The sequence below is a fragment of the Dokdonia sp. MED134 genome (assembly GCF_000152925.2).
In the GTDB taxonomy this organism is placed as follows: Bacteria; Bacteroidota; Bacteroidia; order Flavobacteriales; family Flavobacteriaceae; genus Dokdonia.
The window spans coordinates 2,456,117-2,480,004 of the sequence record NZ_CP009301.1; the positions used below are offsets into that span (position 1 = coordinate 2,456,117).

Annotated in this window: 22 protein-coding genes; 5 read left to right on the forward strand and 17 right to left on the reverse strand. The window is 39.4% G+C overall.

Translation table 11 applies throughout. The features are described from left to right. Positions 1-7: 7 nt before the first annotated feature. The 8 genes from MED134_RS10865 to MED134_RS14775 form a co-directional block, all read right to left on the reverse strand. The gene (locus MED134_RS10865) at positions 8-1,222 is read right to left on the reverse strand and encodes an aminotransferase class V-fold PLP-dependent enzyme (protein WP_038598927.1); all 1,215 of its coding nucleotides are present in this window, start codon (positions 1,220-1,222) and stop codon (positions 8-10) included. 125 nt (positions 1,223-1,347) lie between these two features. Beyond that, a complete protein-coding gene (gene sufD / locus MED134_RS10870; RefSeq protein WP_038598930.1) occupies positions 1,348-2,661 on the reverse strand; it encodes a Fe-S cluster assembly protein SufD in 1,314 nt (437 codons plus the stop codon). Positions 2,662-2,719: 58 nt separating this feature from the next. Then, positions 2,720-3,472, reverse strand: a complete 753-nt coding sequence (sufC, locus tag MED134_RS10875) for a Fe-S cluster assembly ATPase SufC (protein ID WP_035327044.1) — start codon at positions 3,470-3,472, stop codon at positions 2,720-2,722. Between the two features lie 23 nt (positions 3,473-3,495). After that, positions 3,496-3,915, reverse strand: a complete 420-nt coding sequence (locus tag MED134_RS10880; protein WP_052084221.1) for a hypothetical protein — start codon at positions 3,913-3,915, stop codon at positions 3,496-3,498. Positions 3,916-3,917: 2 nt separating this feature from the next. Further along, complete coding sequence (locus MED134_RS10885) at positions 3,918-4,802, reverse strand: N-acyl homoserine lactonase family protein (RefSeq protein WP_038598932.1); 885 nt, start codon at positions 4,800-4,802, stop codon at positions 3,918-3,920. A 29-nt stretch (positions 4,803-4,831) separates the two neighbouring features. After that, on the reverse strand, positions 4,832-6,277 hold the full coding sequence (gene sufB / locus MED134_RS10890) for a Fe-S cluster assembly protein SufB (RefSeq protein WP_038598934.1): 1,446 nt from the start codon (positions 6,275-6,277) through the stop codon (positions 4,832-4,834). A 55-nt stretch (positions 6,278-6,332) separates the two neighbouring features. Further along, positions 6,333-6,662: a HesB/IscA family protein gene (locus tag MED134_RS10895; RefSeq protein WP_038598937.1), complete on the reverse strand. Its 330-nt coding sequence runs from the start codon at positions 6,660-6,662 to the stop codon at positions 6,333-6,335. 139 nt (positions 6,663-6,801) lie between these two features. Further along, the gene (locus tag MED134_RS14775) at positions 6,802-9,183 is read right to left on the reverse strand and encodes a hypothetical protein (RefSeq protein WP_148305661.1); all 2,382 of its coding nucleotides are present in this window, start codon (positions 9,181-9,183) and stop codon (positions 6,802-6,804) included. An 85-nt stretch (positions 9,184-9,268) separates the two neighbouring features. Between MED134_RS14775 and MED134_RS10905 the strand changes: the two genes are divergently transcribed. The 3 genes from MED134_RS10905 to MED134_RS10915 are packed head-to-tail and all read left to right on the forward strand — an operon-like array spanning position 9,269 to position 13,193. Then, positions 9,269-11,308 (forward strand): TonB-dependent receptor family protein, encoded by a 2,040-nt coding sequence (locus MED134_RS10905; RefSeq protein ID WP_038598941.1) that lies wholly within the window; start codon positions 9,269-9,271, stop codon positions 11,306-11,308. A gap of 3 nt (positions 11,309-11,311) precedes the next feature. Continuing rightward, positions 11,312-12,070 carry a sulfite exporter TauE/SafE family protein gene (locus tag MED134_RS10910; protein WP_038598944.1) on the forward strand — a complete coding sequence of 253 codons (759 nt, stop codon included), beginning with the start codon at positions 11,312-11,314 and terminating at the stop codon, positions 12,068-12,070. A 55-nt stretch (positions 12,071-12,125) separates the two neighbouring features. After that, the gene (locus MED134_RS10915) at positions 12,126-13,193 is read left to right on the forward strand and encodes a ThuA domain-containing protein (protein ID WP_038598947.1); all 1,068 of its coding nucleotides are present in this window, start codon (positions 12,126-12,128) and stop codon (positions 13,191-13,193) included. An 8-nt stretch (positions 13,194-13,201) separates the two neighbouring features. Here the strand turns inward: MED134_RS10915 and MED134_RS10920 are convergent, their stop codons facing one another. The 6 genes from MED134_RS10920 to MED134_RS10945 form a co-directional block, all read right to left on the reverse strand. After that, on the reverse strand, positions 13,202-13,423 hold the full coding sequence (locus MED134_RS10920) for a hypothetical protein (RefSeq protein WP_035327058.1): 222 nt from the start codon (positions 13,421-13,423) through the stop codon (positions 13,202-13,204). A 122-nt stretch (positions 13,424-13,545) separates the two neighbouring features. Beyond that, entirely contained in the window at positions 13,546-14,613 is a 1,068-nt protein-coding gene (locus MED134_RS10925) for a cytochrome-c peroxidase (RefSeq protein WP_038598949.1), read from the reverse strand. Next, positions 14,614-15,363, reverse strand: coding sequence for an MbnP family protein (locus MED134_RS10930; RefSeq protein WP_038598951.1), 750 nt, complete (start codon positions 15,361-15,363; stop codon positions 14,614-14,616). Between the two features lie 8 nt (positions 15,364-15,371). Continuing rightward, entirely contained in the window at positions 15,372-16,820 is a 1,449-nt protein-coding gene (locus tag MED134_RS10935; RefSeq protein ID WP_052084223.1) for a hypothetical protein, read from the reverse strand. 2 nt (positions 16,821-16,822) lie between these two features. Next, positions 16,823-18,064: a choice-of-anchor B family protein gene (locus MED134_RS10940; protein WP_038598954.1), complete on the reverse strand. Its 1,242-nt coding sequence runs from the start codon at positions 18,062-18,064 to the stop codon at positions 16,823-16,825. Next, positions 18,061-19,488: a choice-of-anchor B family protein gene (locus tag MED134_RS10945; RefSeq protein WP_038598957.1), complete on the reverse strand. Its 1,428-nt coding sequence runs from the start codon at positions 19,486-19,488 to the stop codon at positions 18,061-18,063. The genes MED134_RS10940 and MED134_RS10945 overlap by 4 nt, the downstream gene beginning before the upstream one ends. A 146-nt stretch (positions 19,489-19,634) precedes the next feature. Here MED134_RS10945 and thiL point away from each other — a divergent pair, with 146 nt between their 5' ends. Then, positions 19,635-20,687, forward strand: a complete 1,053-nt coding sequence (thiL, locus tag MED134_RS10950) for a thiamine-phosphate kinase (protein ID WP_038601201.1) — start codon at positions 19,635-19,637, stop codon at positions 20,685-20,687. Here the strand turns inward: thiL and MED134_RS10955 are convergent. Together MED134_RS10955 and MED134_RS10960 are read right to left on the reverse strand one after the other, a co-directional pair. Beyond that, positions 20,684-20,938 (reverse strand): hypothetical protein, encoded by a 255-nt coding sequence (locus MED134_RS10955; RefSeq protein WP_038598960.1) that lies wholly within the window; start codon positions 20,936-20,938, stop codon positions 20,684-20,686. The two genes, thiL and MED134_RS10955, sit on opposite strands and share 4 nt — an antisense overlap. Before the next feature lie 155 nt (positions 20,939-21,093). Then, complete coding sequence (locus MED134_RS10960) at positions 21,094-21,885, reverse strand: alpha/beta fold hydrolase (protein WP_038598963.1); 792 nt, start codon at positions 21,883-21,885, stop codon at positions 21,094-21,096. 41 nt (positions 21,886-21,926) lie between these two features. On the opposite strand from MED134_RS10960, the gene brnQ reads away from it, so the two are divergent. Continuing rightward, positions 21,927-23,195 carry a branched-chain amino acid transport system II carrier protein gene (brnQ, locus tag MED134_RS10965; protein ID WP_316930961.1) on the forward strand — a complete coding sequence of 423 codons (1,269 nt, stop codon included), beginning with the start codon at positions 21,927-21,929 and terminating at the stop codon, positions 23,193-23,195. Here brnQ and MED134_RS10970 read toward each other — a convergent pair. Further along, a complete protein-coding gene (locus MED134_RS10970) occupies positions 23,192-23,848 on the reverse strand; it encodes a hypothetical protein (protein ID WP_035327077.1) in 657 nt (218 codons plus the stop codon). The genes brnQ and MED134_RS10970 overlap by 4 nt on opposite strands. Between the last annotated feature and the right edge of the window lie 40 nt (positions 23,849-23,888).

Genomic DNA, 23,888 nt, shown 5'->3' on the forward strand with positions numbered 1-23,888 from the left:
TCTTATTTTAAGATAACATCGCAACTGCGCGTTTTACTCCATCTATAAATGTATCAATCTCGTCTTTTGTGTTGTAAAAAGAAAATGAGGCACGTACTGTACCTGGTATTTTATAAAAGTCCATAATGGGTTGAGCACAATGGTGCCCTGTGCGCACTGCTATACCTAATTTATCAAGTATGGTGCCAATGTCATAAGGGTGAATCTCACCTACATTAAAAGAAACTACTGCAGTTTTATGTGTAGAGGTGCCGTAAATTTTAAGCCCTTCAATCTCGAGGAGCTGCTTTGTGGCATATTGTAAAAGCTCATCTTCATAAGCTGCAATATTATCAAAACCTAGCCCATTCATATAATCTAGGCCCACACCTGTAGCAATACCACCACAAATATTAGGTGTTCCTGCTTCAAATTTATGTGGTAGACCTGCGTAGGTTGTTTTTTCAAAACTTACCTGATCTATCATCTCACCACCGCCTTGATAAGGAGGGAGTTTAGTAAGCCATTCTTCTTTACCATATAACACGCCTACGCCCGTCGGGCCACATATTTTGTGAGCAGAGCATACGTAAAAGTCTGCATCTAGGGCTTGTACATCTGGTTTTATGTGTGGTGTTGCTTGTGCGCCATCTATTAGTACCGCTGCACCTACTTTGTGAGCGTCGGTAATGATTTCTTCTATAGGGTTTATGGTTCCTAATGCGTTTGATACGTGATTTACAAAGACCAGTTTGAGTTGTGGTGATAACGCTTTCGCGAAAGCGTCCATATCCAGTTCTCCACTCTCAGTTTGTGGTATAACTTTAAGTATTGCGCCCGTCTTCTCACAAAGCATTTGCCACGGTACAATATTACTATGATGCTCCAATGCCGAAACAAGTACCTCTTCGCCCTTTTTTAGAATACTTGCAAAACCATTCGCAACTAGATTTATGGCGTGCGTCGTGCCTGCGGTGAGTATAATCTCATAAGGCTGTGCTGCGTTAAAATGCTTCTGGATTTTTATACGTGCTTCCTCATAAGCATCTGTGGCTTCTTGCGAGAGCGAGTGAACCCCGCGGTGTATGTTTGCATTATAGTTAGCATAGTAATCTACAATGGCGTCTATAACAACCTGTGGTGTTTGTGAGGTTGCTGCATTATCAAAATAAATAAGCGGTTTTCCATTTACTTCTCTTTTGAGAATAGGAAAGTCTTCACGTATTTTTTTTATGTCTAGCATAGAATTTTTCTTTGTTACAAAGATACAAACTGGAGGTGTTTTAATTACTTACAGCTGCTTATCTCTGGGTATAAAAAAAGCCGTTACGGTTAGGTAACGGCTTTTGTAATTATTTGAAATCAATCCTATTGATCAAAACCGATGTTTACACCTATTTTCTTTGCAATAAGTTTTGTAATTCTTGTTTTAAGCTGTGGAATCTTAACACTAGAAAGTACAGTGTTTGCAAAGGCATACATAAGTAATGCGCGTCCTTCTTTTTCACCTATACCACGTGATTGTAAATAAAACAATGCACTTTCATCTAGTTGTCCAATTGTACAACCGTGAGAACAACGTACATCATCTGCAAAGATTTCAAGCTGAGGCTTTGAGTTTATGGTCGCTGTGTCATCTAGTAAGATGTTGTTATTAGACTGATATGCATTAGTCTTTTGAGCTTCTTTCTCCACAACAACTTTTCCGTTAAAGACACCTGTAGATTTTTCGGCAAAGATGCCTTTGTAATCTTGGTGACTCTCACAGTTAGGTGTGATGTGGTGCACAAGCGTGTTGTGATCTACGTGTTGTTTTCCTTCTATAATCGTAACACCTTTAAGGATAGAATCCATATACTCACCCTTCTGGTAAAAGTTAAGGTTGTTACGAGTGATGTTACCACCTAGAGAGAATGTATGTACAGATACAATACTTTCTTTATGTTGTTCAATTTCTGTGGTGTCTATAAGAGAAGCATCAAGCTTATCATTTTGAATCTTATAGTAATCTACAAGGGCTCTTTTATCTGCAAAAATTTCTGTAACGACGTTTGTTAAGACCTTCTTTTCAGAGAGACTCTGGTGACGCTCTATAATTTGTACTTCAGAGTTTTCTTCGGCTACAATGAGGTTACGTGGTTGTAACATCATAGCATCATTTGTTCCAGTAGAGAAATGTACTATCTGTATAGGTTTTTGAGCTACTTTTCCTTTAGGGATATAGATATATGCACCATCTTTTGCATAAGCAGTGTTCAATGCATCCATTGACTCTCCTTTTGCAATTTTATTAAAGTACACATCTATTACTTGCTTGTACTTAGGTTTTGTAAGTGCAGCACCCATTGTACACACATCTATACCATCGTGCGTAGTTTCAGAGAGGTATGAACTGTAAACACCATCTACAAAAACAATTTTATAGGTGTCTATATCATTTAAGAAATACTGCTTTACATCCTTAAAATCAAGAGCAGCTTCTTTGCTAGGGAAGATGTTGTAGTCTTCTTTAAGAATGCTGTTAAGTGAGGTGTATTTCCAGTTTTCTAACTTCTTGGTAGGAAACCCTTCTGCCTCAAAAGTTTTGATAGCTTCATTGCGTATCCCGTAGATAGGCGAGTCTGCATCTATACTTTCTTGTAAGACGATATGGTTACTTACTAATTTATCTTTTAAACTCATATTGTTCTGTTGTAAGATCTGTTTTTGTGATTTTAAATCACTACCGTAACAGGTCTAGTTATGCACCTACTTCTTCTTTGAGCCAGTCGTACCCTTTTTCTTCTAGTTCTAGAGCAAGTTCTTTTCCTCCAGAACGTACAATCTTACCGTTCATAAGTACGTGTACAAAATCTGGCACGATGTAGTCAAGAAGTCTCTGGTAGTGAGTGATTACTAGTACTGCATTATCTTCACTCTTAAGCTTGTTAACGCCATTTGCAACAATGCGCAGTGCGTCAATGTCAAGTCCAGAATCTGTTTCGTCTAGAATAGCAAGCTTAGGCTCAAGCATTGCCATCTGGAAAATCTCGTTACGTTTCTTTTCTCCTCCAGAGAAACCTACGTTAAGAGATCTAGATAAGAACTTACGGTCCATCTCAAGGAGTTCTGCTTTTTCTTTAATCTTCTTAAGCATCTCGCTAGCTGGCATATCTTCTAGTCCTTTTGCTTTGCGAGTCTCGTTTATAGCAGTCTTGATGAAGTTTGTTACAGATACACCAGGTATCTCAACAGGATATTGAAAAGATAAGAAAACACCCTCGTGAGCTCTTTCTTCTGGATCCATTTCTAATAGAGATTCACCATTAAGGTCTATGTCTCCATTACTTACTTCATACTCTTCTTTTCCTGCAATAACAGAAGCGAGTGTACTTTTACCAGAACCATTAGGTCCCATAATTGCGTGCACTTCTCCGGCCTTCATCTCAAGGTTGATTCCCTTAAGAATATCTTTCTCTTCAATGCCTGCGTGCAGATTTTTTACTGATAACATAGTTCTACGTTCTAATTGTGCGATTATTTACCGCTTTCTACTTTTAAAGATCCGCCCTCTGTTTTGAGTTTGTCTCCTGCTTCTAATTTTAATGGAGCCTCACCTGTTGGTGCCTTGACTTCAAGTATTTCTTTTATCGTTACAATCTCATCCCAACCTTCTTCTCCAGCTGCTTTTGAGTGTAATTCTCCTTTTATGATTACTGGCACCATATCAAACTCATCACGTTGTAAAGGTTTTATAATAGTTGCCAGCTCGTGCATTTTTTCATCTAGTGTTACGCCATAAATAAAAGTATCTCCTTTAAGTACAGCAGCATCTGCTAGATAAATAAATTCTCCCTCTAGTGTTTCAAATTCGGCAGCAACTTTATCGCTTGCTGGGGTTTCCTTGCAAGAAATAAATGCTGTTATCGCTATCGCTAAGAGGAGAAATTTTTTCATTCTTAATTGAGTATTGCTGGTGTTTTTGCAAAATCTTCGGCTTCGTGCTGTATGATTACCGTTGCGTTTTGCGCTTTCGCGAAAGCTTCAAATTCCTTTATACTCTCCTCTGTTGTTGGGATGTCGTAGTTAAACTGCGGTACAACAGCGTTTTGTCTATTTTTTTCAAAGTGATATATATCACCAGATAATAGGGTAGGGCCATTGTTTTTAAGTTGTAAAAACAATACTTGGTGTCCTGCAGTGTGACCAGGCATAGATTTTATGATAACTGTACCGTCACCAAAAACATCTTTGTCTCCATCTAGCTTTTCTACATTGGTAAGCTGGTTAAAGCTAGCTGGTGCATAAAAACTATTTCCTTTAATCTCCTCACTGTTTGCAAAGTCATACTCTGTAGATTGTACAAACCAATTGGCCTTAGGAAAATGATTTGCAGCTCCTGTGTGGTCAAAATGTATGTGAGAAAAAGCAATCATATCAACATCTTCTGTTGTCATACCTACACTCGCAAGTTGCGTCTTTATAGAATCTTTACGAGAGATGGTAAAAGCACCACCTTCTGGTGTATATGGCTCTTGACCTACTAGCATCTCAGGTAAACCTGTATCCCAAAGTAACACCCCATCTGGATGCTTTATTACATAAAAGGCATCTGCAAGTTCTTTTGACTCTCCTTTATACGTGTCTCCTTGAGCAAACAGATTAAGGTTATTTGCTTGTACAGTACCTCCAGAAAATTTGTAAAGAGTTATTTCTGGTGTTTCATTAGTATCAGCTTCCGTTTTTTCTTGAGCATCTCTATTGCCATCTTCACCCCCTTTTTTAAACTCCTCACACGAAGTAAAAAGGCCAGCAATGATTGCTATAACAACTAGTTTTTTCATCTCTAAGTTTGATTTAATATTATGATAATCTATCCTACAGATCCTTCTAGACTTATCTCAAGTAACTTCTGAGCTTCTACAGCAAACTCCATAGGGAGTTTGTTAAGCACCTCTTTTGAGAACCCGTTTACGATAAGGGCAATTGCCTTCTCGGTATCAATACCACGCTGGTTACAGTAAAAAATCTGGTCTTCACCTATTTTACTGGTAGTTGCCTCGTGTTCTACTTGAGCAGTCTTATTTTTTGTCTCAATATATGGGAAGGTGTGAGCTCCACACTCATTACCCATAAGTAGTGAGTCACATTGCGAGAAGTTACGCGCATTTGTGGCTCCAGAGTTAATCTTTACAAGACCTCTATATGAGTTTTGAGATTTACCGGCAGAGATACCTTTTGAGATAATCGTACTTTTAGTATTCTTACCTAAGTGTATCATTTTTGTACCCGTATCTGCTTGCTGGTGATTATTAGTCACAGCGATAGAGTAAAATTCTCCTATTGAGTTATCACCTTTTAGGATACAAGAAGGATACTTCCACGTTACGGCAGATCCTGTCTCTACTTGTGTCCAAGAGATTTTTGCATTTTTCTCACAAAGACCACGCTTTGTTACAAAGTTGTAAACACCTCCTTTACCCTCTGCATTACCAGGGTACCAGTTTTGCACGGTGCTATACTTAATCTCTGCATCATCTAGAGCGATAAGCTCTACGACTGCGGCGTGTAGTTGGTTTTCATCACGACTAGGCGCTGTACAACCTTCTAGGTAACTTACATAACTACCCTCATCTGCCACGAGTAATGTTCTTTCAAACTGTCCAGTACCTCCTTGATTTATACGGAAGTAAGTAGAGAGCTCCATAGGACAACGCACTCCTTTAGGAATGTAACAGAAAGATCCGTCAGAAAACACAGCACTGTTAAGAGCTGCATAGTAGTTGTCTTTTACAGGAACAATGGTGCCTAGGTGCTTACGCACTAGTTCTGGATGTTCCTTTATTGCCTCAGAGATACTCATAAAGATGATCCCTTTTTCGGCTAGTGTTTTCTTAAATGTAGTTGCCACAGATACAGAGTCTACAACAATATCCATCGCGACATTGTTCATTCTCTTTTGCTCATCTATAGAGATACCTAGTTTTTTGTACATCGCCAGTAAATCTGGATCTACATCATCTAGAGTCTTGTTTGGATCTACAGATTTTGGTGCAGAGTAATATGCGATAGATTGAAAATCTGGCTTTTCATAATTTACGTTTGCCCAGTCTGGTTCTTCCATAGACTGCCACACTTTGTAAGCTTCAAGCCTCCAGTCTGTCATCCATTGTGGTTCTTCCTTTTTCTTAGAAATTGCACGAATGATGTCTTCATTTAATCCTACAGGAAATGTCTCAGTCTCGATGTCTGTAAAAAAACCATACTCATATTCTTTGGTTTTTAACTCTTCCCTTAAATCGTCTTCAGTATATGCCATTGTATCTTTTTCTAGCTAGGGTACGCTTTCGCGAAAGCGTACTAACATTTTTTATTTATAGTGAGAAACTTTCTCCGCAACCACAAGTACGTTGTGCGTTGGGATTGTTAAACACAAAACCTTTACCATTAAGTCCTCCGCTATACTCTAGCGTAGTACCTATGAGGTAGAGAAAACTTTTTTTGTCTACGATTAGTTTTACATCGTTGTCTTCAAAAACTTTATCATCTTCTTTATGAGCTTTATCAAAATGAAGGTCATATGACAAGCCACTGCAACCACCACTTTTTACACCTACGCGCACATAGTCTGTGGTTACATCAAAACCGTCCTCCTGCATAAGGCTGGCGATCTTAATTTTTGCTGCTGGATCTACTTTAATCATAATCGGTCTAAATAGTTTGCAAATATACGGCTTAGGTCGCGTTTTTCAACGCATCCTAACATATAACTAACAGATGGTGAGATAGGTGTTTTCTATAGTGAAGTCTAGTTTATAGTTTTTGCTGTGTTATGTGTGTGATTTATAGGGTTTTCATAAACCCTAAATTGTCTATAATGATTACTCCTTCTGGGGTTTTGTCAAACCGAAATACTAGATGATTTATAGAGGAGATGTCAAAGTCTGGGTTCCTTTCTTGAATCTCTGCAAATGGAAACATAAAGGTTTGAAAAATGTTTTCTGAGGCGCTATCATCTGTGATAAACTGTGACTTCCATATGCGTACTTCTATTTCGCGTTGCAATGCAGAAAAATCACTAAGACAGAAGGTGAATTTTTGACCATCGCTGTTTGAAATGATGATACTAAAATCTATAGGTGAATCTGGGATGTCGTCCTCAAGCTTTTTATCATCTGTTTCATCTTCATTTTCATTTTCATTTTCGAGCTCGTTTTCTGTAGTATCTTCATTTTCAGACTCAAGGTCATCTTCATCTTCATTATCTTTCCATTTTCCGCTAGACTTAGGGTTTGTACTTTCTGTAGACTCTGCGAGGGTAAAAGTGAGTGCCATTGTGCTATCTAATGGCTCTGGCTTAAAAGTATACTCGTAGCTTCCCACTAGTGAGTCTGGTATAGGATCACCTTCCTCTATATCTTTATAGTGCCAGCCCACATAAGCCGCTCGAGAACCTTTTTCTCCCCATTTAAGACTAATTTCTTGCTCTCGCCATACAGTGACATTTGTACTCTTAATTGTAGTGCTGTCTTTTGTACCTGTGGTTACATTAAAATCTTCGTCATATGTTGCTAGCGGAGTAAAAGAGCTATCTTCATACTGACTTAAATAGATTGTTTCTGGAAGCCAGTCTGCGCCTGTTCGAGCATCTGCAAATAGCGGTTTATAGCTCATCTTATCTGTAAGTGTTGTTTCTAAAAAAGCACTTATATAAACGCGGGCAATCTCGCGTTGCTCCTCTCCAGATAGCAGCTGCTTATTATTAAGAAAATAAGTGCTGGCATCTGAGGTGTCATTTTCTCCCCAGCTGGTGTTAAACTGGCCGTGATTTGCTCCTTGTACATACACCGCAGATTTAAAATGTGATGTGCTGTCTGAGAAGGTGATTCGCTCATATTGTTTTGATCCAGCAAAGGAAGTCACATCACCATCTTGAGAACCGTGTATGGTAAGGTAGCTCACATCTTTTAGTTCATTAGGCGCATTGCCGGGTTGATACTGCCCATCTACAGGTGCAATAGCAACTATAGATTTGATATTAAAATTATAGTCTAAGGGTATGGACGCATCATCAGCGTAGTAGGGTAGGGTGTTCATAAAAGCGGCGTGACCCACAGCTTCTCCACCCCTAGAGTGTCCCATAAGAGCAATACTAGTCGTGTCTATTTTTTGATAAAAAGGATGATCCTCAGTTTTGTTCCACTCGTGCCATACACGCAGGTGTTCTAATAGCATCCAGCCTCTGGCATCGTTTTCCTCATCAAGTCCGCCCGTAACATCTGCCCAAGAGCCGTTAAGAAAGTTTTGATCTACAGATACAGTAATAATACCTCTAGAAGCGAGTAGCTCCCCAAGATACTCATAACCTACATCTGAGAAGTCTGACATTAAGTGATTACCGTGTACAATGAGCGCGAGCAGGAATGGTCCTTCTCCTTCTGGATACCATACATATCCATTAAGTGGTAACTCTTTATCATCAAAACCCCAAAAGTGCTCCCTATACCAGCCACTGAGACCCTCCCAATTATCTAAAAAAGGAACACCACTTACGGGTTTTGTAGTAAAGGTGACATCTTTGCCAAATTCTGGTCTATGTTTGTCCTTACCACTACCGTATGTTATCTTTTTTACAGTATAATCTCCTCGTGCTGCAGGTGACGGAGCTTCTATTTTTTGTACTGCACTTTTATGCAGTGCAGCAGCATTAAGTACTGGTTTTATGTCAAAACCGCGTGGGAGTAATCCACTAATAACACTTACCACACTTATGATGCCAACTAGCAGGCACAGAAGTGCAATTCCTTTTTTAACCTTAGATAAGGATGAAAATACATTTGTGGTAAATAATGCAATAACTCCACCTATTAAGGAGATAATACAAAAAGCAAAAAATACATAGACACCCTCAAAGGCGAGTGCTACAAATAATAGAGGGATTGCAATGAGCAGCGCTAGCTTCAATATTTTGGGCATACGGTTGTATTTCTTTAGAATCCATAAAAAGAAATATGCGCTAAGCACTATGATTATCACAAAGACCGCAAAGAAGAGTAAAAACCAAGGGTCTTTTGATTTTGTGACAGAAGCGATAGCTGCTATAGTAAATAAAATGGCACTTACTATGAGCAAGGCAATCGCTGCTCCTCGCGTGCTTGTTTTGCCCGGAGTTACTTTTGCGAGAATTTTATAAAACCATTTTTTTAACTGCTTGATTTTTTTCATCTTAATTGTATGATTGGTATAAGTAAAGGTAGCTTTATTTTGATGTTCTTCTGGTAGGCAGTACTTTTCGGTAAAAATTAAGCCATTGAAAAAGACACGCATCGTAACGCTTATCAATTTGTTAGCTTTTGCATCAATTTGTTACAGTCAGACGGGGGCAATACCTGAGCAAACTATAGATACTGTAATCATACAATCTACTAGAATACAAAGTACCCTAGATAGAATTCCTGCCGCTGTTTCTGTAATTAAAACAGTACCACAAGATGCAACGCGACAGCAATTATCATTACAAGAATATGTACAGGGAGTTCCTGGAGTTTTTACTCAGAATGTGACAAACTTTGCCCAAGATTTAAGAGTATCAATACGTGGCTTTGGAGCGCGGTCTAGTTTTGGGATACGAGGGATAAAACTTATTGTAGACGGCATACCTGAGACTACGCCAGATGGTCAAGGGCAATTAGATAACCTCACTTTAGGAATTATAGATCGTATAGAGGTTATAAAAGGACCTAGCTCGAGTCTTTACGGAAATGCCTCTGGAGGAGTTATTGATATAAAAACGAGGTCTTATGATTCAGAAAATCTAGGGACTGAAATAAAGGTGGGCGCTGGTGCCTTCGGTTTTCAAAATTATCAAGCTACAGCAGCTATAGGAGACTCACTAGCGAGTTATATCTTTCACGCAAATTATATACAGTCTGATGGATACAGAGATCAAAGTGGTTTTGAGCAAATTAATACTAATTTTAAAGGAAGATTTGCACTTGCAGACAGCCTTTACCTAACTACTATACTTAATTACACAGATGCACCGCAGGCAGATGACCCAGGAGGGTTAACACTAGAAGAGGTAAATACAAATAGAAGACAAGCCCGCGATCGCAATCAGCTTTTTAAAACAGGAGAAGCTATCTCACAGCTTAAAGTGGGAGCGAGTTTAGAGTGGTTAATAAATAAAAAGAGCAGCTTCACCACCTATGGGTTTTATAGCAATAGGCTTTTTGATGGGCTACTTCCTTTTGAAAATGGTGGTATAGTAGACCTCAATCGTAATTATATGGGTCAGGGAGCAGCCTATAGATATACTAAGGGTCATAACACCTTACAAGTAGGGTATGATTTTGCTTTTCAAAATGACAGGCGCCGCAGGTTTCAAAACCTTGAAGGCGAGCAAGGAGATCTTTCCCTTAGTCAAAAGGAAAAGTTTACAAACCTTGGAGTTTACCTCACAGATCACTTCAATATTGATAAATGGCTTTTTACCGCCGGGGCTAGATTTGATTACAATAAACTTTCGGCAGATGATGATTTTCTTAGTGATGGAGATGACTCTGGGAGTGTGACTTTAAATTCTTTTAATCCAAGTGTGGGTGTGAGTTACGCTTTCGCGAAAGCGTTTATACCCTTTGTAAATGCGTCAACCAGTTTTGAAACTCCATCATTATCTGAGGTGTCTACGAGTCCAGATGGTCTTTCAGGCTTTAATGAAAATTTAGCCCCTCAAAAAGCAACAAGCGTTGAGGTGGGTGTAAAGGGAGCCTTAAGTAACAAGCTGCGTTATCAAGTAACCACTTTTAGTATAAACACACGTGACGACCTTGTCCCTTTTGAACTAGAAGCTTTTCCAGATCGCGAGTTTTATAGAAATGCAGGTAAAACTAACAGGCTAGGTGTTGAGGTAGAGGGGCAGTATGCCTTCTCAAAAAACCTGCAAGCCAGAGCATCATATACCTACTCAGATTTTACTTATGATGAGTTTACTGTGGGAGATGCAGATTATGCGGGTAATGCGTTGCCTGGTATTGCAAAGCATATGTCTACTTTGGGATTATTATATGATACAGAGGCAGGTTTTAGTGCACGGGTGAGTGCAAACTTTATTGGGTCACAGTTTGCACAAGATAGTAATGACACAGCTATAGACGGCTACGAGCTGGTAAACGTACAGCTTAGTTACCAGACACTGTTTAGAGAAATACAAATCAAACCGTATCTTGGGATCAATAATGCACTCGATCAAGAATACACAGATAATGTGCGTATCAATGCTTTTGGCAACAGATTTTATGAGCCAGCACCTGGATTTACAATGTATGGAGGGGTGATCTTAAATTTTTAAAAAGTGACAGAATTACAAACATATGCTATCGCCATTATAGGAGCCTTAATAGCTGGAGGGATTAACACCCTTGCAGGTAACGGTAGCGCCATAACACTCACCATATTAACCGAGGTGCTAGGCTTACCTCCTAATGTAGCAAACGGCACAAACAGAATAGGCATTTTTACACAGTGTGCAGCAACCTCGTGGGTGTTTCATAAAAACGGGAGGCTTAATATCGCTCGTCATAAAAAGTACATTATTCCCATTTTTATAGGCGCGGTTGCGGGAGGCCTGCTTGCGATAAATGTAAGTAATGAGCAGTTTAGAGCTGTGTTTAAATTTATGATGCTCTTTATGCTTGTTGCTGTACTCGTAAGACCTAAACGCTGGTTGCGAGAGACAGATCTTGAGTTTAGACCTAAGTGGTATATCTACATTCCGCTATTATTTGCACTAGGCTTTTATGGCGGGTTTATACAGATGGGGATGGGAGTCTTCTTTCTTATTATTATGGTGCTGGGTATGCGTATGAATATCATAGAAAGTAATGCGCTTAAAGGATTTGTCATAGGTCTCTATACGTTACTAGTGATAGGCCTCTTTCATTATCAAGGTCTTATTGACTGGAAACTAGGGTTTATTATGGCTGTGGGACAAACTATAGGAGGCTTTCTCACCGCTCGCTTTGCCACAAAGTATAAGGGAGCAGATAAGGTGGCTTACTATGTTTTAATAGTAGTGCTCATAGCGGCCATTGCAAAATTATTTTTATTTTAAGTGTCCGCTTTCGCGAAAGCGTGATACCTACTCACATTATCAAAAAACTATTTATATGAAAAATCTCTATCTAGCAGCAGTCACTTTTATGTCCATTATAGTAATAGGATGTGGAGGGCAAGGTCAAACAGAAAAGCAAGAAGAGATGCAGCCCAAAAAGTTGCGTGCACTCGTAATAGATGGTCAGAATAATCACGGAGTATGGCCTAAAACTTCGGTGATGATGAAATCTTACCTTGAAGAAACAGGCCTATTTATAGTAGACCTTCATCGTGCAAAATACTTGTATCAAGGGCCACACCACGGCACTGTAGATGGTATCAATCACGATAGTATAACAAAGCTGGTAGATCTATATAGATGGGAAGATTATAGAGTACATACCTCTACAGACACCATTACGCCAGACCCAAGTTTTAATCCAAAATTTAATAAGTATGATGTGGTTATTTCAAATTTTGGGATGGACTCAAGCGAGTGGACAGATGAGGTGAAATCTAATTTTGAGCAGTATATGGCAAACGGTGGAGGACTGGTAGTTGTACACGCGGCAAATAATTCTTTTGGAAACTGGGAGGCATATAACAAGATGATAGGTGTAGGTGGCTGGGGTCATCGTGACCTTACCAAAGGAAAGCAGATCTATTATAATGAAAATGATGAGCAAGTTATCGCTCCTGCAAACGGGGAGGAATCTTCTCACGGCCCAGAGGTTGAGTTTTTAATTACGACCAGAGCACCAGAGCATCCTATTATGAAAGATCTACCTGCAGAGTGGTTACATACTAAAGACGAATTATATGACCGCCTGCGTGGTCCTGCAGAAAATGTTACGGTGCTAGCCACTGCATACTCAGATGTAGACGGTAATGCACAACCCTGGGCACCAGAAAATAAGGGGTCTGGCCGTACAGAGCCATTACTTATGGCTATTAACTATGAGGAGGGTCGCGTGTTTCATACAGCGCTAGGACATATGGATTACTCTATGGAGGGTGTTGGGTTTATTACAACACTACAAAGAGGAGCAGAGTGGGCAGCTACAGGAAAGGTGACCCAAGAGGCACCAAAAGATTTTCCAACAAAAAAGAGCGCAAAAATGCGCTCTTATAATCCTTTATAAAAATGTAATTAAGCGGCAAGTCTCCCCTTAATACGTTTCTCTATTTTTTTCTTTTTTACAGTAAGACGTTTCATAACCTCCATAAGGTGGCTATCTTTTGTTTTTTTGTAAATCTCGTTTATGGCAAGAATGAGTTTCTTTCCTTCTCTAGAAGCGGCAACTCTGTCGCTTGTAGACATATGACTCATTGTTCTATTTTCATAAACTTCAGCTTGTTGTAAGAGGTCCATAACTAATTTGTTTAATTTTAGGTTAAATTAATTAAACATTTTCTATTTGGCTAGAAATCTGAATCATTTATGATTATTTTATGATTTAAAAGCCTTATATGCAAGCCAAACCAAAAGCATTGTTAAAATTCTTTGAACCTGTTGTCTAGCAAGAAGTCGTTATCTGTAAGTGTTTTAAGAAAAGTAATGATTTTTTCTTTTTCATCTTGTGTGATGTCTAAGCCTAGTGTGCCATCTGGGCGTACAAGAAGTGGGTCTAGATTATCACTAGCTGTAATACCGTCTGTATAAAAATCTAATACATCTTGTAGTGACTGCAATCTACCATCGTGCATATATGGAAAGGTGATCTCAATATTACGTAAACTGGGTACTTTAAACTTTCTATTATCTTCTGGTAAACCCGTAACACGCTCCCTACCTGTATCATTAAATGCTGGGTCTATCGCCAGCCCATTATTGCGATATGTCTGGTCTGTTTGCAAGGTGCCTGCGTGACAGCTAGCACACTTAGCATCAAAGAGAATACGACCCGCATCTTCATCTGGGGTGAGTGTGACGGCCTCACCACGTTCCCACTTATCATATTTTGAGTTTGCACTTATCATCATCACTATAAATTGTGATAATGCCTTAAATGTGCGCTCTGTAGTAATCTCTTGGTCACCAAAAGCATTTGCATATAACTGCGGATAGTTGTCATCATCACGCAGTTTATTAAGCACATTAGAGATGGTTTCGTTCATTTCCTTTTCTGCAGTTATGGGTATGATGTATTGTGAGTCTAAAAACGTTGCGGCACCATCCCAAGTAAAGTCTGCCATAAATGCTAGGTTATGTAACGGCTGTGCATTGCGACTACCTATTTGCCCATCTACACCGTGACTGGTGATATGTGTATGATGGGTAAATGCAAACTCTTGAATGTGACAAAAACCACAAGAAACGACTCCATCTGAAGCGAGCCTGCCATCAAAAAATAGTCTCTTACCCAGCTCAAAGCCTTGCTCTGTAGGTGGGTTTTGGGTAACGTCATACGTACTCTCCGGAAAATTTGAAGGGATCTCAAAATTAAGCGCAGGGTTTGGTAACGGCGTGTAGCCATCATCTGTCATTACGCTAGTGTCATCTGTGCCTTCTGTAGAGCAGGAGATTGAGATGAAAAGCAGTATGTATAATAGTTGTTTCATTTATTCTATACTAAATGCTGTGCGTACATTTTCGGCAATTTTTGGAGCATTTTCTGGGTCTACTTGTATATCATCTTTGGCTACAAGAGACATTGTGTTTGTGCTGTCAAAAATCTTAGCCACATCAAAATTAATAGTTTGAGTTGTGGTGGTTGATGCGGTTACCGCTTTCGCGAAAGCGAGATTAATTTCCTTATAATTATCCAGATTTGCACCGTGACTCCCTACGTGATAAGTAAACGGGTTTGCATCATCTGTATCTACTGTGGTTGAATAAGTACCTTCAAATTTCAAAAATTTATATCCTGCAGACCACGTCCATAACATACCAGCCTCCTCTGCCGTAGGAATAAAGTTTACAGCGCCAGACTCAATAGGGTAGCGTGTAGGGTCTACACCAAAACCAAAGTTTATACCCGTATAGTCACCTACGGGAATGCTATCTAGTAGCGCCGTTTTTATACCTGCCTCGTTTATGACAAAGTAACTTTTATCTACCGGTATTGTATGAACGGTATTATCTGACTTTGTAAGCTGTATGTTTGAGATAATATATTTTAGTTCTGAAACGCTGTAACCTTCGCCACTTAGGTTTGCATACGTTTGCGTGTTGAGTGTAAGTGGAGATGACGCAACGGTGTTCTCAAAGACTAGGTTTAAAGATCCATAAGCCGTATCCATATCATCATTATCTTCATTGCACGATAGCAAGAGGAGTGCGATTGTACATAAAGCGATTATCTGTTTCATAGTACTATTTAGTTAAGTTTTATAATTACGGCATCTGTTGCTCCTTTTGAGGCAACTAGGGGTCCACTTGTGCTATCTGTGTCTCCAGCGATAATTAAAGTTCCATCTGTAGTGGCGGTGATGCCATAGCCAAAATCTTGACCATTACCGCCAAAGGATTGTTGCTTGAGCAACTCGCCGTTTTGATCTATAGAGACTACCCAGATATCGTTTTGGCCATTGTTAGTCGTTACCTGTCCATCTAGGCTACGCGAGGCACCCGTTATAGCATACCCATCTGGTGTTTGTGTGATGCTACGAGTGGTTTCAAAATTAGAGCCGCCTAGTGTTTTTTGCCAGAGTAGTTCTCCCTGGTCGCTTAGTTTTACGAGCCATACATCTGCGCTTCCGCGAAAGTTTGTTACATCTCCATCACTACTTCTCGTATCTCCAGCTAGTAGGTAGGCTCCATCTGGTGTGGTGGTAGCTGTATATGCAATTTCTATCTGGCTACCTCCTAGCGATCGCTCCCAGAGTAAATCTCCGCTAGCGCTAAGTCTCACTGCCCAGAAGTCATAACTTCCTTGCGAGTCTGATATGTCAAAGTCGTTACTCTCTGAATTACCTACCATAAGTATCCCACCATCTGGTGCTTGAAGCGCCACATATGACCTATCGTTATTTGTGCCTCCATAATACCTTCTCCACACTAGGTTACCGTTTGCGTCCAGTTTATGACCCCAAAACTCTCCTACGCCGTGTAGCGTAGTACGCGTATTATCGTTTGTGTTATCTGTGTCCTGTAAACCGTCATTACCTTCTCCTTGAGATGCTGTTACGTCTAGAAATCCTGAGGTAAAGAAGCCACCATCTGTAGTCTGTATGAGTCCATATGCCTGATCTGAACCCGAAAAGCCATAGCTCTTCTGCCAGAGTATATTGCCTTGTGCATCAAGTTTTGCAATCCAGTGATCATAAAAACCGGCATTTTCTGTCATATCACCATCGCTGCTCTCGCTGTAGCCTAGTACGGCATATCCTCCATCTGTGGTTGTAATTACTTTTGTGCCTCGGCTATCCTCACTTCCGCCATAAGTTTTTGACCATTGTATGGCACCATCTTGATTTGCTTTAACAAGCCACAGTTTGTTAATCTGGCTGTCATTATCTGTCACGTCACCGTCTACACTTTGTGTGTGGCCTAGAGAAGCAAATCCTCCATCTGGAGTAGCTGTAATGGCTTGAAAGGTATCTACCTGGCTTCCGCCATAAATGCTTGTGTATTGTACTGTAAAACCTTCTTCTGGAGTTGAGGTGTCGTCTGTATTTACAACATCATCTGTTATCGTGACATCGTCTGTAAGAAGCTCTTCATCATCTTTACAAGCAATGGCGATGAGGAGAAGTATACAAAGGGAGTAGGTACGCTTTCGCGAAAGCGTAAACCACATCATATTTATAAAGTTATATTTTTTCATTTTTAAGTACCAGATTTACGAATGACAAATAAGCCACGTGTGATGTCTGAAATAATAATATTGCCGCTATCAAAATACGGGTATACACTCCAGGCTCCATTAAACTCTGTAGCATCATTTTCTGGGTGTGTGTCAAAAGAACCAATGTCTGTTATGTTGTCAAGGCTATTGCCGCTTATATCTGCGATGCGTAACCCTGCGGTGTAATTTGTTAGGTATAAATCAAAATCTTTTACATAGAGATTGTGGTCTATAGCTTGTGTAGGTCCAAAATAAGGACCGGTGTAAACAGGGTTGTCTAGGTCTGTAAGATCAAAGACGAGTGTTCTTGAGTTGAATCCAAATTCGGTTTCATCAAACTCATCATTTGCATAGTAAATCGTATGACTTTCATCAAACCAGCCTTGATGTATGTATCCTACGTTATCTTGACTCACCGTAGAGATGAGTTGTGGATTTTCTTTATCTGTTACATCTGCTATAACCACGACATCTTCATTACTAGCTAGCAAAATTTCTCGGCCTACATAATCCATATCTGGACCGTTATAAGTTACCACTTGTGCATCGTGCGTATAGCCAGACCCTTCATAACCGCCTGCTGCAATAGGAGCAGATGGGGTGCTTATATCTATAAAATGTGGACCGCCTAAAAATGTCTCAGTACCCACAACATAAGCAAATCCAGAATCTTCATTTATTACAATATTATGGGCGTTGCCTATGTCTGTGTATAATGCATCTGCATCAAAGGTTATGGGTGTGTTTTGTACATCACGTAATCTTGTGAGGTCAAAAACTTGCATCCCGTGGTTTGCCGCCTCACTCACAATAAATGCGTGGTCATTAAATACCTTTATATCTCTCCATCTTGAGTTTATAGATGCCGTGGGGAGTTTACCTATAATAGATGGGTTTTGGGCATTTGTTATATCTATAAAAATGGTGCTTGCCTGGCCTCCTAGAATAGCATATTCACGTGATGTTGTAGCATCTGTCCAGCCCCAGATATCATTAAAGCCCGGTTCTCCTATAGTCTCTTGTGATAGATGGGACATAAGATCATAATTTGCACAGGGATAGATGTCTGCAAATCCATTAGTACAAGGTGTACGTACAAGTATATCTGTAACTACTTGTTCTGGTGCTGTAGGCTCTTCGGGTTCTGGTAACCCAGTAGCATCATCATCTTTACAAGAGAGAATTAGAAGTGCTAGAATGAGTATGTAAGATGTTATTTTCATTGAATAATAAGTCGTGTTGTGCTGTAATCTGTTTTAACAAAGTAGACCCCTTTGTTTAACTCTCTAACAGATATTGTGCCTTCTTTAGGGAGTTTCTTTGCAATAACTATTTGTCCAAGAACATTGTAAATCTTTACATCACCTATGATTTCTTTACTAGAAAGATGTACTTCATCTATTGCTGGGTTAGGATACATAGCTACAGAGATGTCTTTGCTGTCTATACTATCAACGCCCAGAGAGCTGTTTTGTTTTACAAGAAAAAAACCTCCGCCTCCACTTAGCACGATGTTACCGCTCTCAAAATAAGGATAGACATTCCAAAGTCCGCCACCAAATCCCGCCGAATCATCTGCAGGATAGGTGTCAAAGAATCCCATCTCTTCTATACTACCATTTTCTATACCCGAAATATTAATGAGGCGCATCCCTGCGCGGTAGTTTGATAAATAAAAGAGATCACCTAGTACGTAGCCATTATGATCTATCGCTTCTGTGGGTCCTTCATACTCAAAAGACAATACAGGGTTGTCAAGATCATTAAAGTCAAAAACGATAGTTCTGGTATTAAAACCAAAGTCTATCTCATCTGTTTCATCACCTAGTAAGAAGTAGCGCTGGTCTTCTGTAAACCAGCCTTGATGTGTATAGCCTATGGTAGGGTAGCTAATTGTAGAAATCTCAACAGGATTTGCTTTATCTGTTATATCTACAAGTGCAACAATATTTGCATTACTTCCTATTAGTATTTCTCTACCTGTATAATCTGTATCTGGACCGCTATAGGTTACTACCTGTGCATCGTGACTGTAATTATTGAGCCCATAACCTCCAGCTGCTGTAGGGTTCGTGGGGTCAGAAATATCTATAAAATGAGGGCCTCCGTTAAAGGTTTGTGTACCCACTGCATATGCATATCCGCTCTCAGGATTGATTATAATATTATGTGCATTACCAAAGCCATCATAGTGAGCGTCTTCTGTAAAAGTTACAGGAGTAGCAGTTATATCTGTAAGTCTTGTGAGGTCAAAAACTTGCATACCGTGGCCATTTGCTTCACTTACTATATAAGCGTGATTTTCATAAACCTTAATATCTCTCCATACACTTTCTGTTGTGTGCGTAGGCAAAGTACCTATAAGAACAATTTCATTTGGATTTGATATGTCTACAAAAGCAGTACCGTTGCGTAAGCCTATAATGGCGTACTCTTTACCATCATCAGGATTAGTCCATCCCCAGCTGTCATTTACAAATGTAGTGTTGAGGTCTGCCTCTGTAAGTCTGTCTTGAAGATCAAAACCAAAACAAGGAAACTCACCCGCCATTCCATTCTCACAAGGAGTTTGACTAGATAATAGCGTTACCTGAAAAAGTGTAAAAAGAATTGCAAGTAGAATATTTAGAGTAATTTGTAATCTCATAGGTGGAGGATTAGAATAGATAAATATACTAATGCAACAAGTGAGATGAGTAATTCCCTACAAAGGATTACTCTATTTAACACTTACCTAGCTGTCAAGTTAGTTTTTATTGATCTTTAGAATTAGGTTTGATTATCTTTGCGGCTATGTTAGAAGATAAAAATCAAGAGCGCACATCATTATCAGAATTAGGTGAGTTTGGACTTATAGACCACCTTACAAAACACTTTAAAATACACCATACATCTACAGTAAAAGGTGTGGGTGATGATGCTGCAATTCTCAATTTTCCAGATGAGCAGGTTGTGGTTACTACAGATTTGCTTGTAGAAGGGGTGCATTTTGATCTAAGCTATGTGCCTTTAAAACACCTTGGGTACAAAGCAGTAATGGTAAATCTATCTGATGTATATGCGATGAATGCAGAGGCTACACAGATAACCGTATCTATAGCAGTTTCTAATAGATTTCCCCTAGAGGCAATAGAGGAGTTATATGCGGGTATACAAACTGCGTGTAATAATTATAAGGTAGACTTAGTGGGAGGAGATACAACCTCGTCTAATGTAGGTCTCGTTATAAGTGTTACTGCAGTAGGTAAAGCAATACCAGAAGAATTAACTAAAAGATCTACAGCAAAGGCTGGTGATTTACTTGTAGTATCTGGAGATGTAGGAGCAGCATATATGGGATTACAAATCTTAGAAAGAGAGAAAGCAGTTTTTAAAGTAAACCCAAGTAGCCAGCCAGACCTTGAGCAATATAGTTATCTTATAGAAAGACAACTCAAGCCTGAAGCACGTAAGGATGTAAAATCTATCTTACAATCCCTAGAAGTACAGCCTACATCTATGATAGATGTGAGTGATGGATTGTCATCAGAGATATTGCACATCTGTAAAAATTCAGGTGTTGGATGTAATCTGTATGAGGATAAAATTCCGCTAGATCCACAAGTGATAAGTAGCTGTGAAGAGTTTGAACTTGATAGCACAACCATCGCATTAAGTGGCGGAGAAGATTATGAGCTGCTGTTTACTATTAAACAGGAAGACTTTCCAAAAATTAAGGCAAACCCTAATTTTTCAATCATAGGCCATATGACCGAAGAAAAAGAAGGAGCTCACCTTATTACAAGAGCAAATACTAAGATACCTCTTATAGCTCGTGGTTGGAATGCACTTTCTAATGAAGACTAGGAAGTACGTGACATTTTTGTGATGTAAAAATTTTCGTATACCTCATTAATGCGGCGCATTTTTGGAGTAAGTGGGGTGTAGTGACCATAACCATCTAGTGTATATTGTTTTTTACAGTGCGTACATTCAAATTCTTTTAAATGTGACTGGTAACGCTTCGTAAGACGATACTTGTGTCCAAAAATTTTACAAGCAACAGCGGCTAGTTGATTTCTTTTAGGTTGTAGGGGGGTAATTTCTATGGATTTCATTTCTTATGATTTGGGATATCAAAGTAAATAAATATCTATGAAATACACAAATATATCGACTAAAAGCACTGACATTAATTTATATGTTAAAGAGTTTTAAGGATTTACAAGTAGGGAAAGTGTAAAATTCCCTATTAGTTTTACCTACTTTAGGTCTAATCCAGACCTGCAGATGTTGTTACAAATTCTTCCAGAAGCTTCGCTACTAGCTCTGTGTGTGAGATATGAGACATATGACCACTATCTATGATTTTAAAAAATGCAATGTTTTTCTCAAAGTGATCTTTATGAGTTTCTGCATTTATAATCCAGTCTTTAGCTCCTAGTATCATTCCTTGTGCAAAGGGAGCTTTTTTCCAAAAAGCGCTGAGGTCCTCACGTACTTGCATTCCACTATTTGCTGCAATGTATCCTTGTACAGGAGTTTTTAATGCGTGATCTAGAGCTTCACTTATTTGATTGCGGTGGTTTGCTTTTGTCTTGGGGTCAAAAAGATTTGTAAAAGACATACGTACTAGCTGCTCGTACTGTGTTTTTGCCATTTTATTTGCCCTTGTGCGCAATGCTACGCGCTCATTGTCATCTGGTAGCGGTGTTGAGTTAAGTAAACAAAGTGATGTGATACGTTCTGGTTGCGCTTTCGCGAAAGCGAGACCCACATAACCACCCATAGAGTGGCCTACTAGATGCATTTTTGTGATTGCTAGTGTGTCAACCACTGTTTGTACAGCGGCCGCCATATCTTCCATAGTGTGCACATATCCAGTATGACCAGAAGCACCGTGTCCCAAAAGGTCAATGCAAATGACTCTATGTCGAGATCTAAGTTTACTTTGTATAGCGTCCCACATAGTATGATTTTCAAGAAAACCGTGAAGTAAAATAATAGGTGTGCCAGATCCTGTATCTGTATAAAAAATGGAAGCACCTTTGTGGTTAATGGTCATTAGTTCTATATTGGAGGGCAAATATCAAGCAACCTATGAGAATGACCAAACAAACCTTCATTACAGCTTTTGCGCTGTTCTCTCTTTTTTTTGGCGCGGGTAATTTAATCTTACCACCATTTTTAGGTTATAACGCCGGCAGCTCGTGGTGGCTAGTACTTTTAGGTTTTATTATATCTGCAGTGGTGATACCTATACTGGCCATATATGGGCACGCTAGATTACAAGGTACAATGCTGGACTTTGCAAAAAAGGTATCGCCACTATTTGCCTTACTATACGGTATAATCATTTACGCAATCTCTATTGCACTGCCAGCGCCTCGCACCGCATCTGTGACCTATGAGATGGCCATACGGCCATATTTTGATATCTCTAGTTTAACCTTAAGTAGCCTCTATTTTATTCTTGTTTTAGTTTTTGTGCTCAATAGATCAAAAATGATGGACATTGTAGGTAAGTATCTCACTCCAGCAATATTAATTATTCTAGCTATTGTAATAGGTGTAGGTCTTTTTGGAGAATATGAGCCTATGCGCGCTTCTATTTTTGACAATACAATTACGAGCGGTATACTTGAAGGTTATCAAACTTTTGATGCTATAGGAGGTGTTGTAGTAGGAGGTGTAATTGTCATATCATTAGGTTTTAAAAACAGCACCCCTACCGAAAATAAGAGAATCATCACACAAGGAGGAATCATTGCTGGCTTAGGATTGTTATTTATTTATGGCGGCCTCATCTATCTAGGAGCTTTGCGTAGCGGGGGTGCAGAAGTGACAGATCGCACGGCTTTATTATCTATGCTTAGTGTAGACACACTAGGAGCCGTGGGTAGTAGAGTACTTGCAGTATTAGTTAGTCTTGCCTGTTTTACAACGGCAGTAGGTATTGTCACAGGTACATCAGACTTTGTAAAAGGGATTTTTAATAATTCGCAACTTGCATATAACATAACTGCCGTACTAGGTTGTGTGCTGGGCGTGGTAATGGGACAGCTAGATGTAATGTCTATTATTGCCGTAGCCGTACCTGCACTTATGTTTATTTATCCTATAACCATTGTGTTGATTATACTCAATGCCTTACCAGATAAATGGACAACGGTACTTGTGTTTAGGTCTGTAGTGATTGCGACTATTTTATTTAGCGCGCCAGATTTCTGGGCATCATTAGGCTTTAGTGAGCAAATGAAGGGTATAAAAGAATTTATACCCCTAGGCACGGTAAGCTTAGGCTGGTTATTGCCTGCTGTGATAACACTTATTGCGGTAAATGTTTTTACGCTTTCGCGAAAGCGTACTACTTAAGATTGTAATTTTTTAATGGCAGAAAATGCTCTGTCTACAAGCTCATCTTCTACCAGAATTATAAATTCATTGGTAGTTGAAATCACCTCTTGAAGCGATATACCTTCCCAAGCAAGGCGTTTAAAAATCTGATAATATAAGCCAGCAACAGCTGTATTACCTTGTGGCAATCGTATACTTATAGCCGAAAGGTTGCCTTGAAAATTGAGTATGTTTTCTGTTTTAAAGTGATCTCTTATGTGTGCCTCTTCACTAGCAGAGCTTATGAGTGTGCTCTCGTGTATACCGCGAGTAAACGTGTAAAACACCTGCTGATTTGTAGCGATGGTACTAAGTATCTGAGCGTGATTTTGGATGAGAGTGCCAGAGTTTTGAAATGTAAAAACGATTAGTTTTGATCGTACCGTGATATCACCTAGTCCATTAAGGACCTCCTTGAGTCGTAATGATTTTTGAGTATCTGTAGGAGAAGCATATCGTCTCAACGCCATAAGTATAGCGCCGTCTTTTACAGGCTTTTTAAGCATCTTAGACACTAGCGGATTTAAGTTTTCGGCCAGTGCGGCATAGTTTATTATCTTTTGAGATAATGCTTCTTCTAGGTAGGGCTGCTTTGCAATAATGGCCGCTACGCAATCTGATATTGTATTCAAATCGTTATATAATTAACATTTTGTTCAAAATTAGTCTATT

Bases quoted from the DNA above. Each gene is read 5' to 3' on its own strand.
- MED134_RS14775 (WP_148305661.1), bottom strand. From the start codon at position 9,183: ATGAAAAAAATCAAGCAGTTAAAAAAATGGTTTTATAAAATTCTCGCA.
- MED134_RS10920 (WP_035327058.1), bottom strand. From the start codon at position 13,423: ATGGACCTCTTACAACAAGCTGAAGTTTATGAAAATAGAACAATGAGT.
- MED134_RS10935 (WP_052084223.1), bottom strand. From the start codon at position 16,820: ATGAAAAAATATAACTTTATAAATATGATGTGGTTTACGCTTTCGCGA.
- MED134_RS10955 (WP_038598960.1), bottom strand. From the start codon at position 20,938: ATGAAATCCATAGAAATTACCCCCCTACAACCTAAAAGAAATCAACTA.
- MED134_RS10895 (WP_038598937.1), bottom strand. From the start codon at position 6,662: ATGATTAAAGTAGATCCAGCAGCAAAAATTAAGATCGCCAGCCTTATG.
- MED134_RS10885 (WP_038598932.1), bottom strand. From the start codon at position 4,802: ATGAAAAAACTAGTTGTTATAGCAATCATTGCTGGCCTTTTTACTTCG.
- MED134_RS10930 (WP_038598951.1), bottom strand. From the start codon at position 15,363: ATGAAACAGATAATCGCTTTATGTACAATCGCACTCCTCTTGCTATCG.
- MED134_RS10865 (WP_038598927.1), bottom strand. From the start codon at position 1,222: ATGCTAGACATAAAAAAAATACGTGAAGACTTTCCTATTCTCAAAAGA.
- thiL (WP_038601201.1), top strand. From the start codon at position 19,635: ATGTTAGAAGATAAAAATCAAGAGCGCACATCATTATCAGAATTAGGT.
- MED134_RS10945 (WP_038598957.1), bottom strand. From the start codon at position 19,488: ATGAGATTACAAATTACTCTAAATATTCTACTTGCAATTCTTTTTACA.
- sufB (WP_038598934.1), bottom strand. From the start codon at position 6,277: ATGGCATATACTGAAGACGATTTAAGGGAAGAGTTAAAAACCAAAGAA.
- sufC (WP_035327044.1), bottom strand. From the start codon at position 3,472: ATGTTATCAGTAAAAAATCTGCACGCAGGCATTGAAGAGAAAGATATT.
- brnQ (WP_316930961.1), top strand. From the start codon at position 21,927: ATGACCAAACAAACCTTCATTACAGCTTTTGCGCTGTTCTCTCTTTTT.
- MED134_RS10960 (WP_038598963.1), bottom strand. From the start codon at position 21,885: ATGACCATTAACCACAAAGGTGCTTCCATTTTTTATACAGATACAGGA.
- sufD (WP_038598930.1), bottom strand. From the start codon at position 2,661: ATGAGTTTAAAAGATAAATTAGTAAGTAACCATATCGTCTTACAAGAA.
- MED134_RS10925 (WP_038598949.1), bottom strand. From the start codon at position 14,613: ATGAAACAACTATTATACATACTGCTTTTCATCTCAATCTCCTGCTCT.
- MED134_RS10915 (WP_038598947.1), top strand. From the start codon at position 12,126: ATGAAAAATCTCTATCTAGCAGCAGTCACTTTTATGTCCATTATAGTA.
- MED134_RS10880 (WP_052084221.1), bottom strand. From the start codon at position 3,915: ATGAAAAAATTTCTCCTCTTAGCGATAGCGATAACAGCATTTATTTCT.
- MED134_RS10940 (WP_038598954.1), bottom strand. From the start codon at position 18,064: ATGAAAATAACATCTTACATACTCATTCTAGCACTTCTAATTCTCTCT.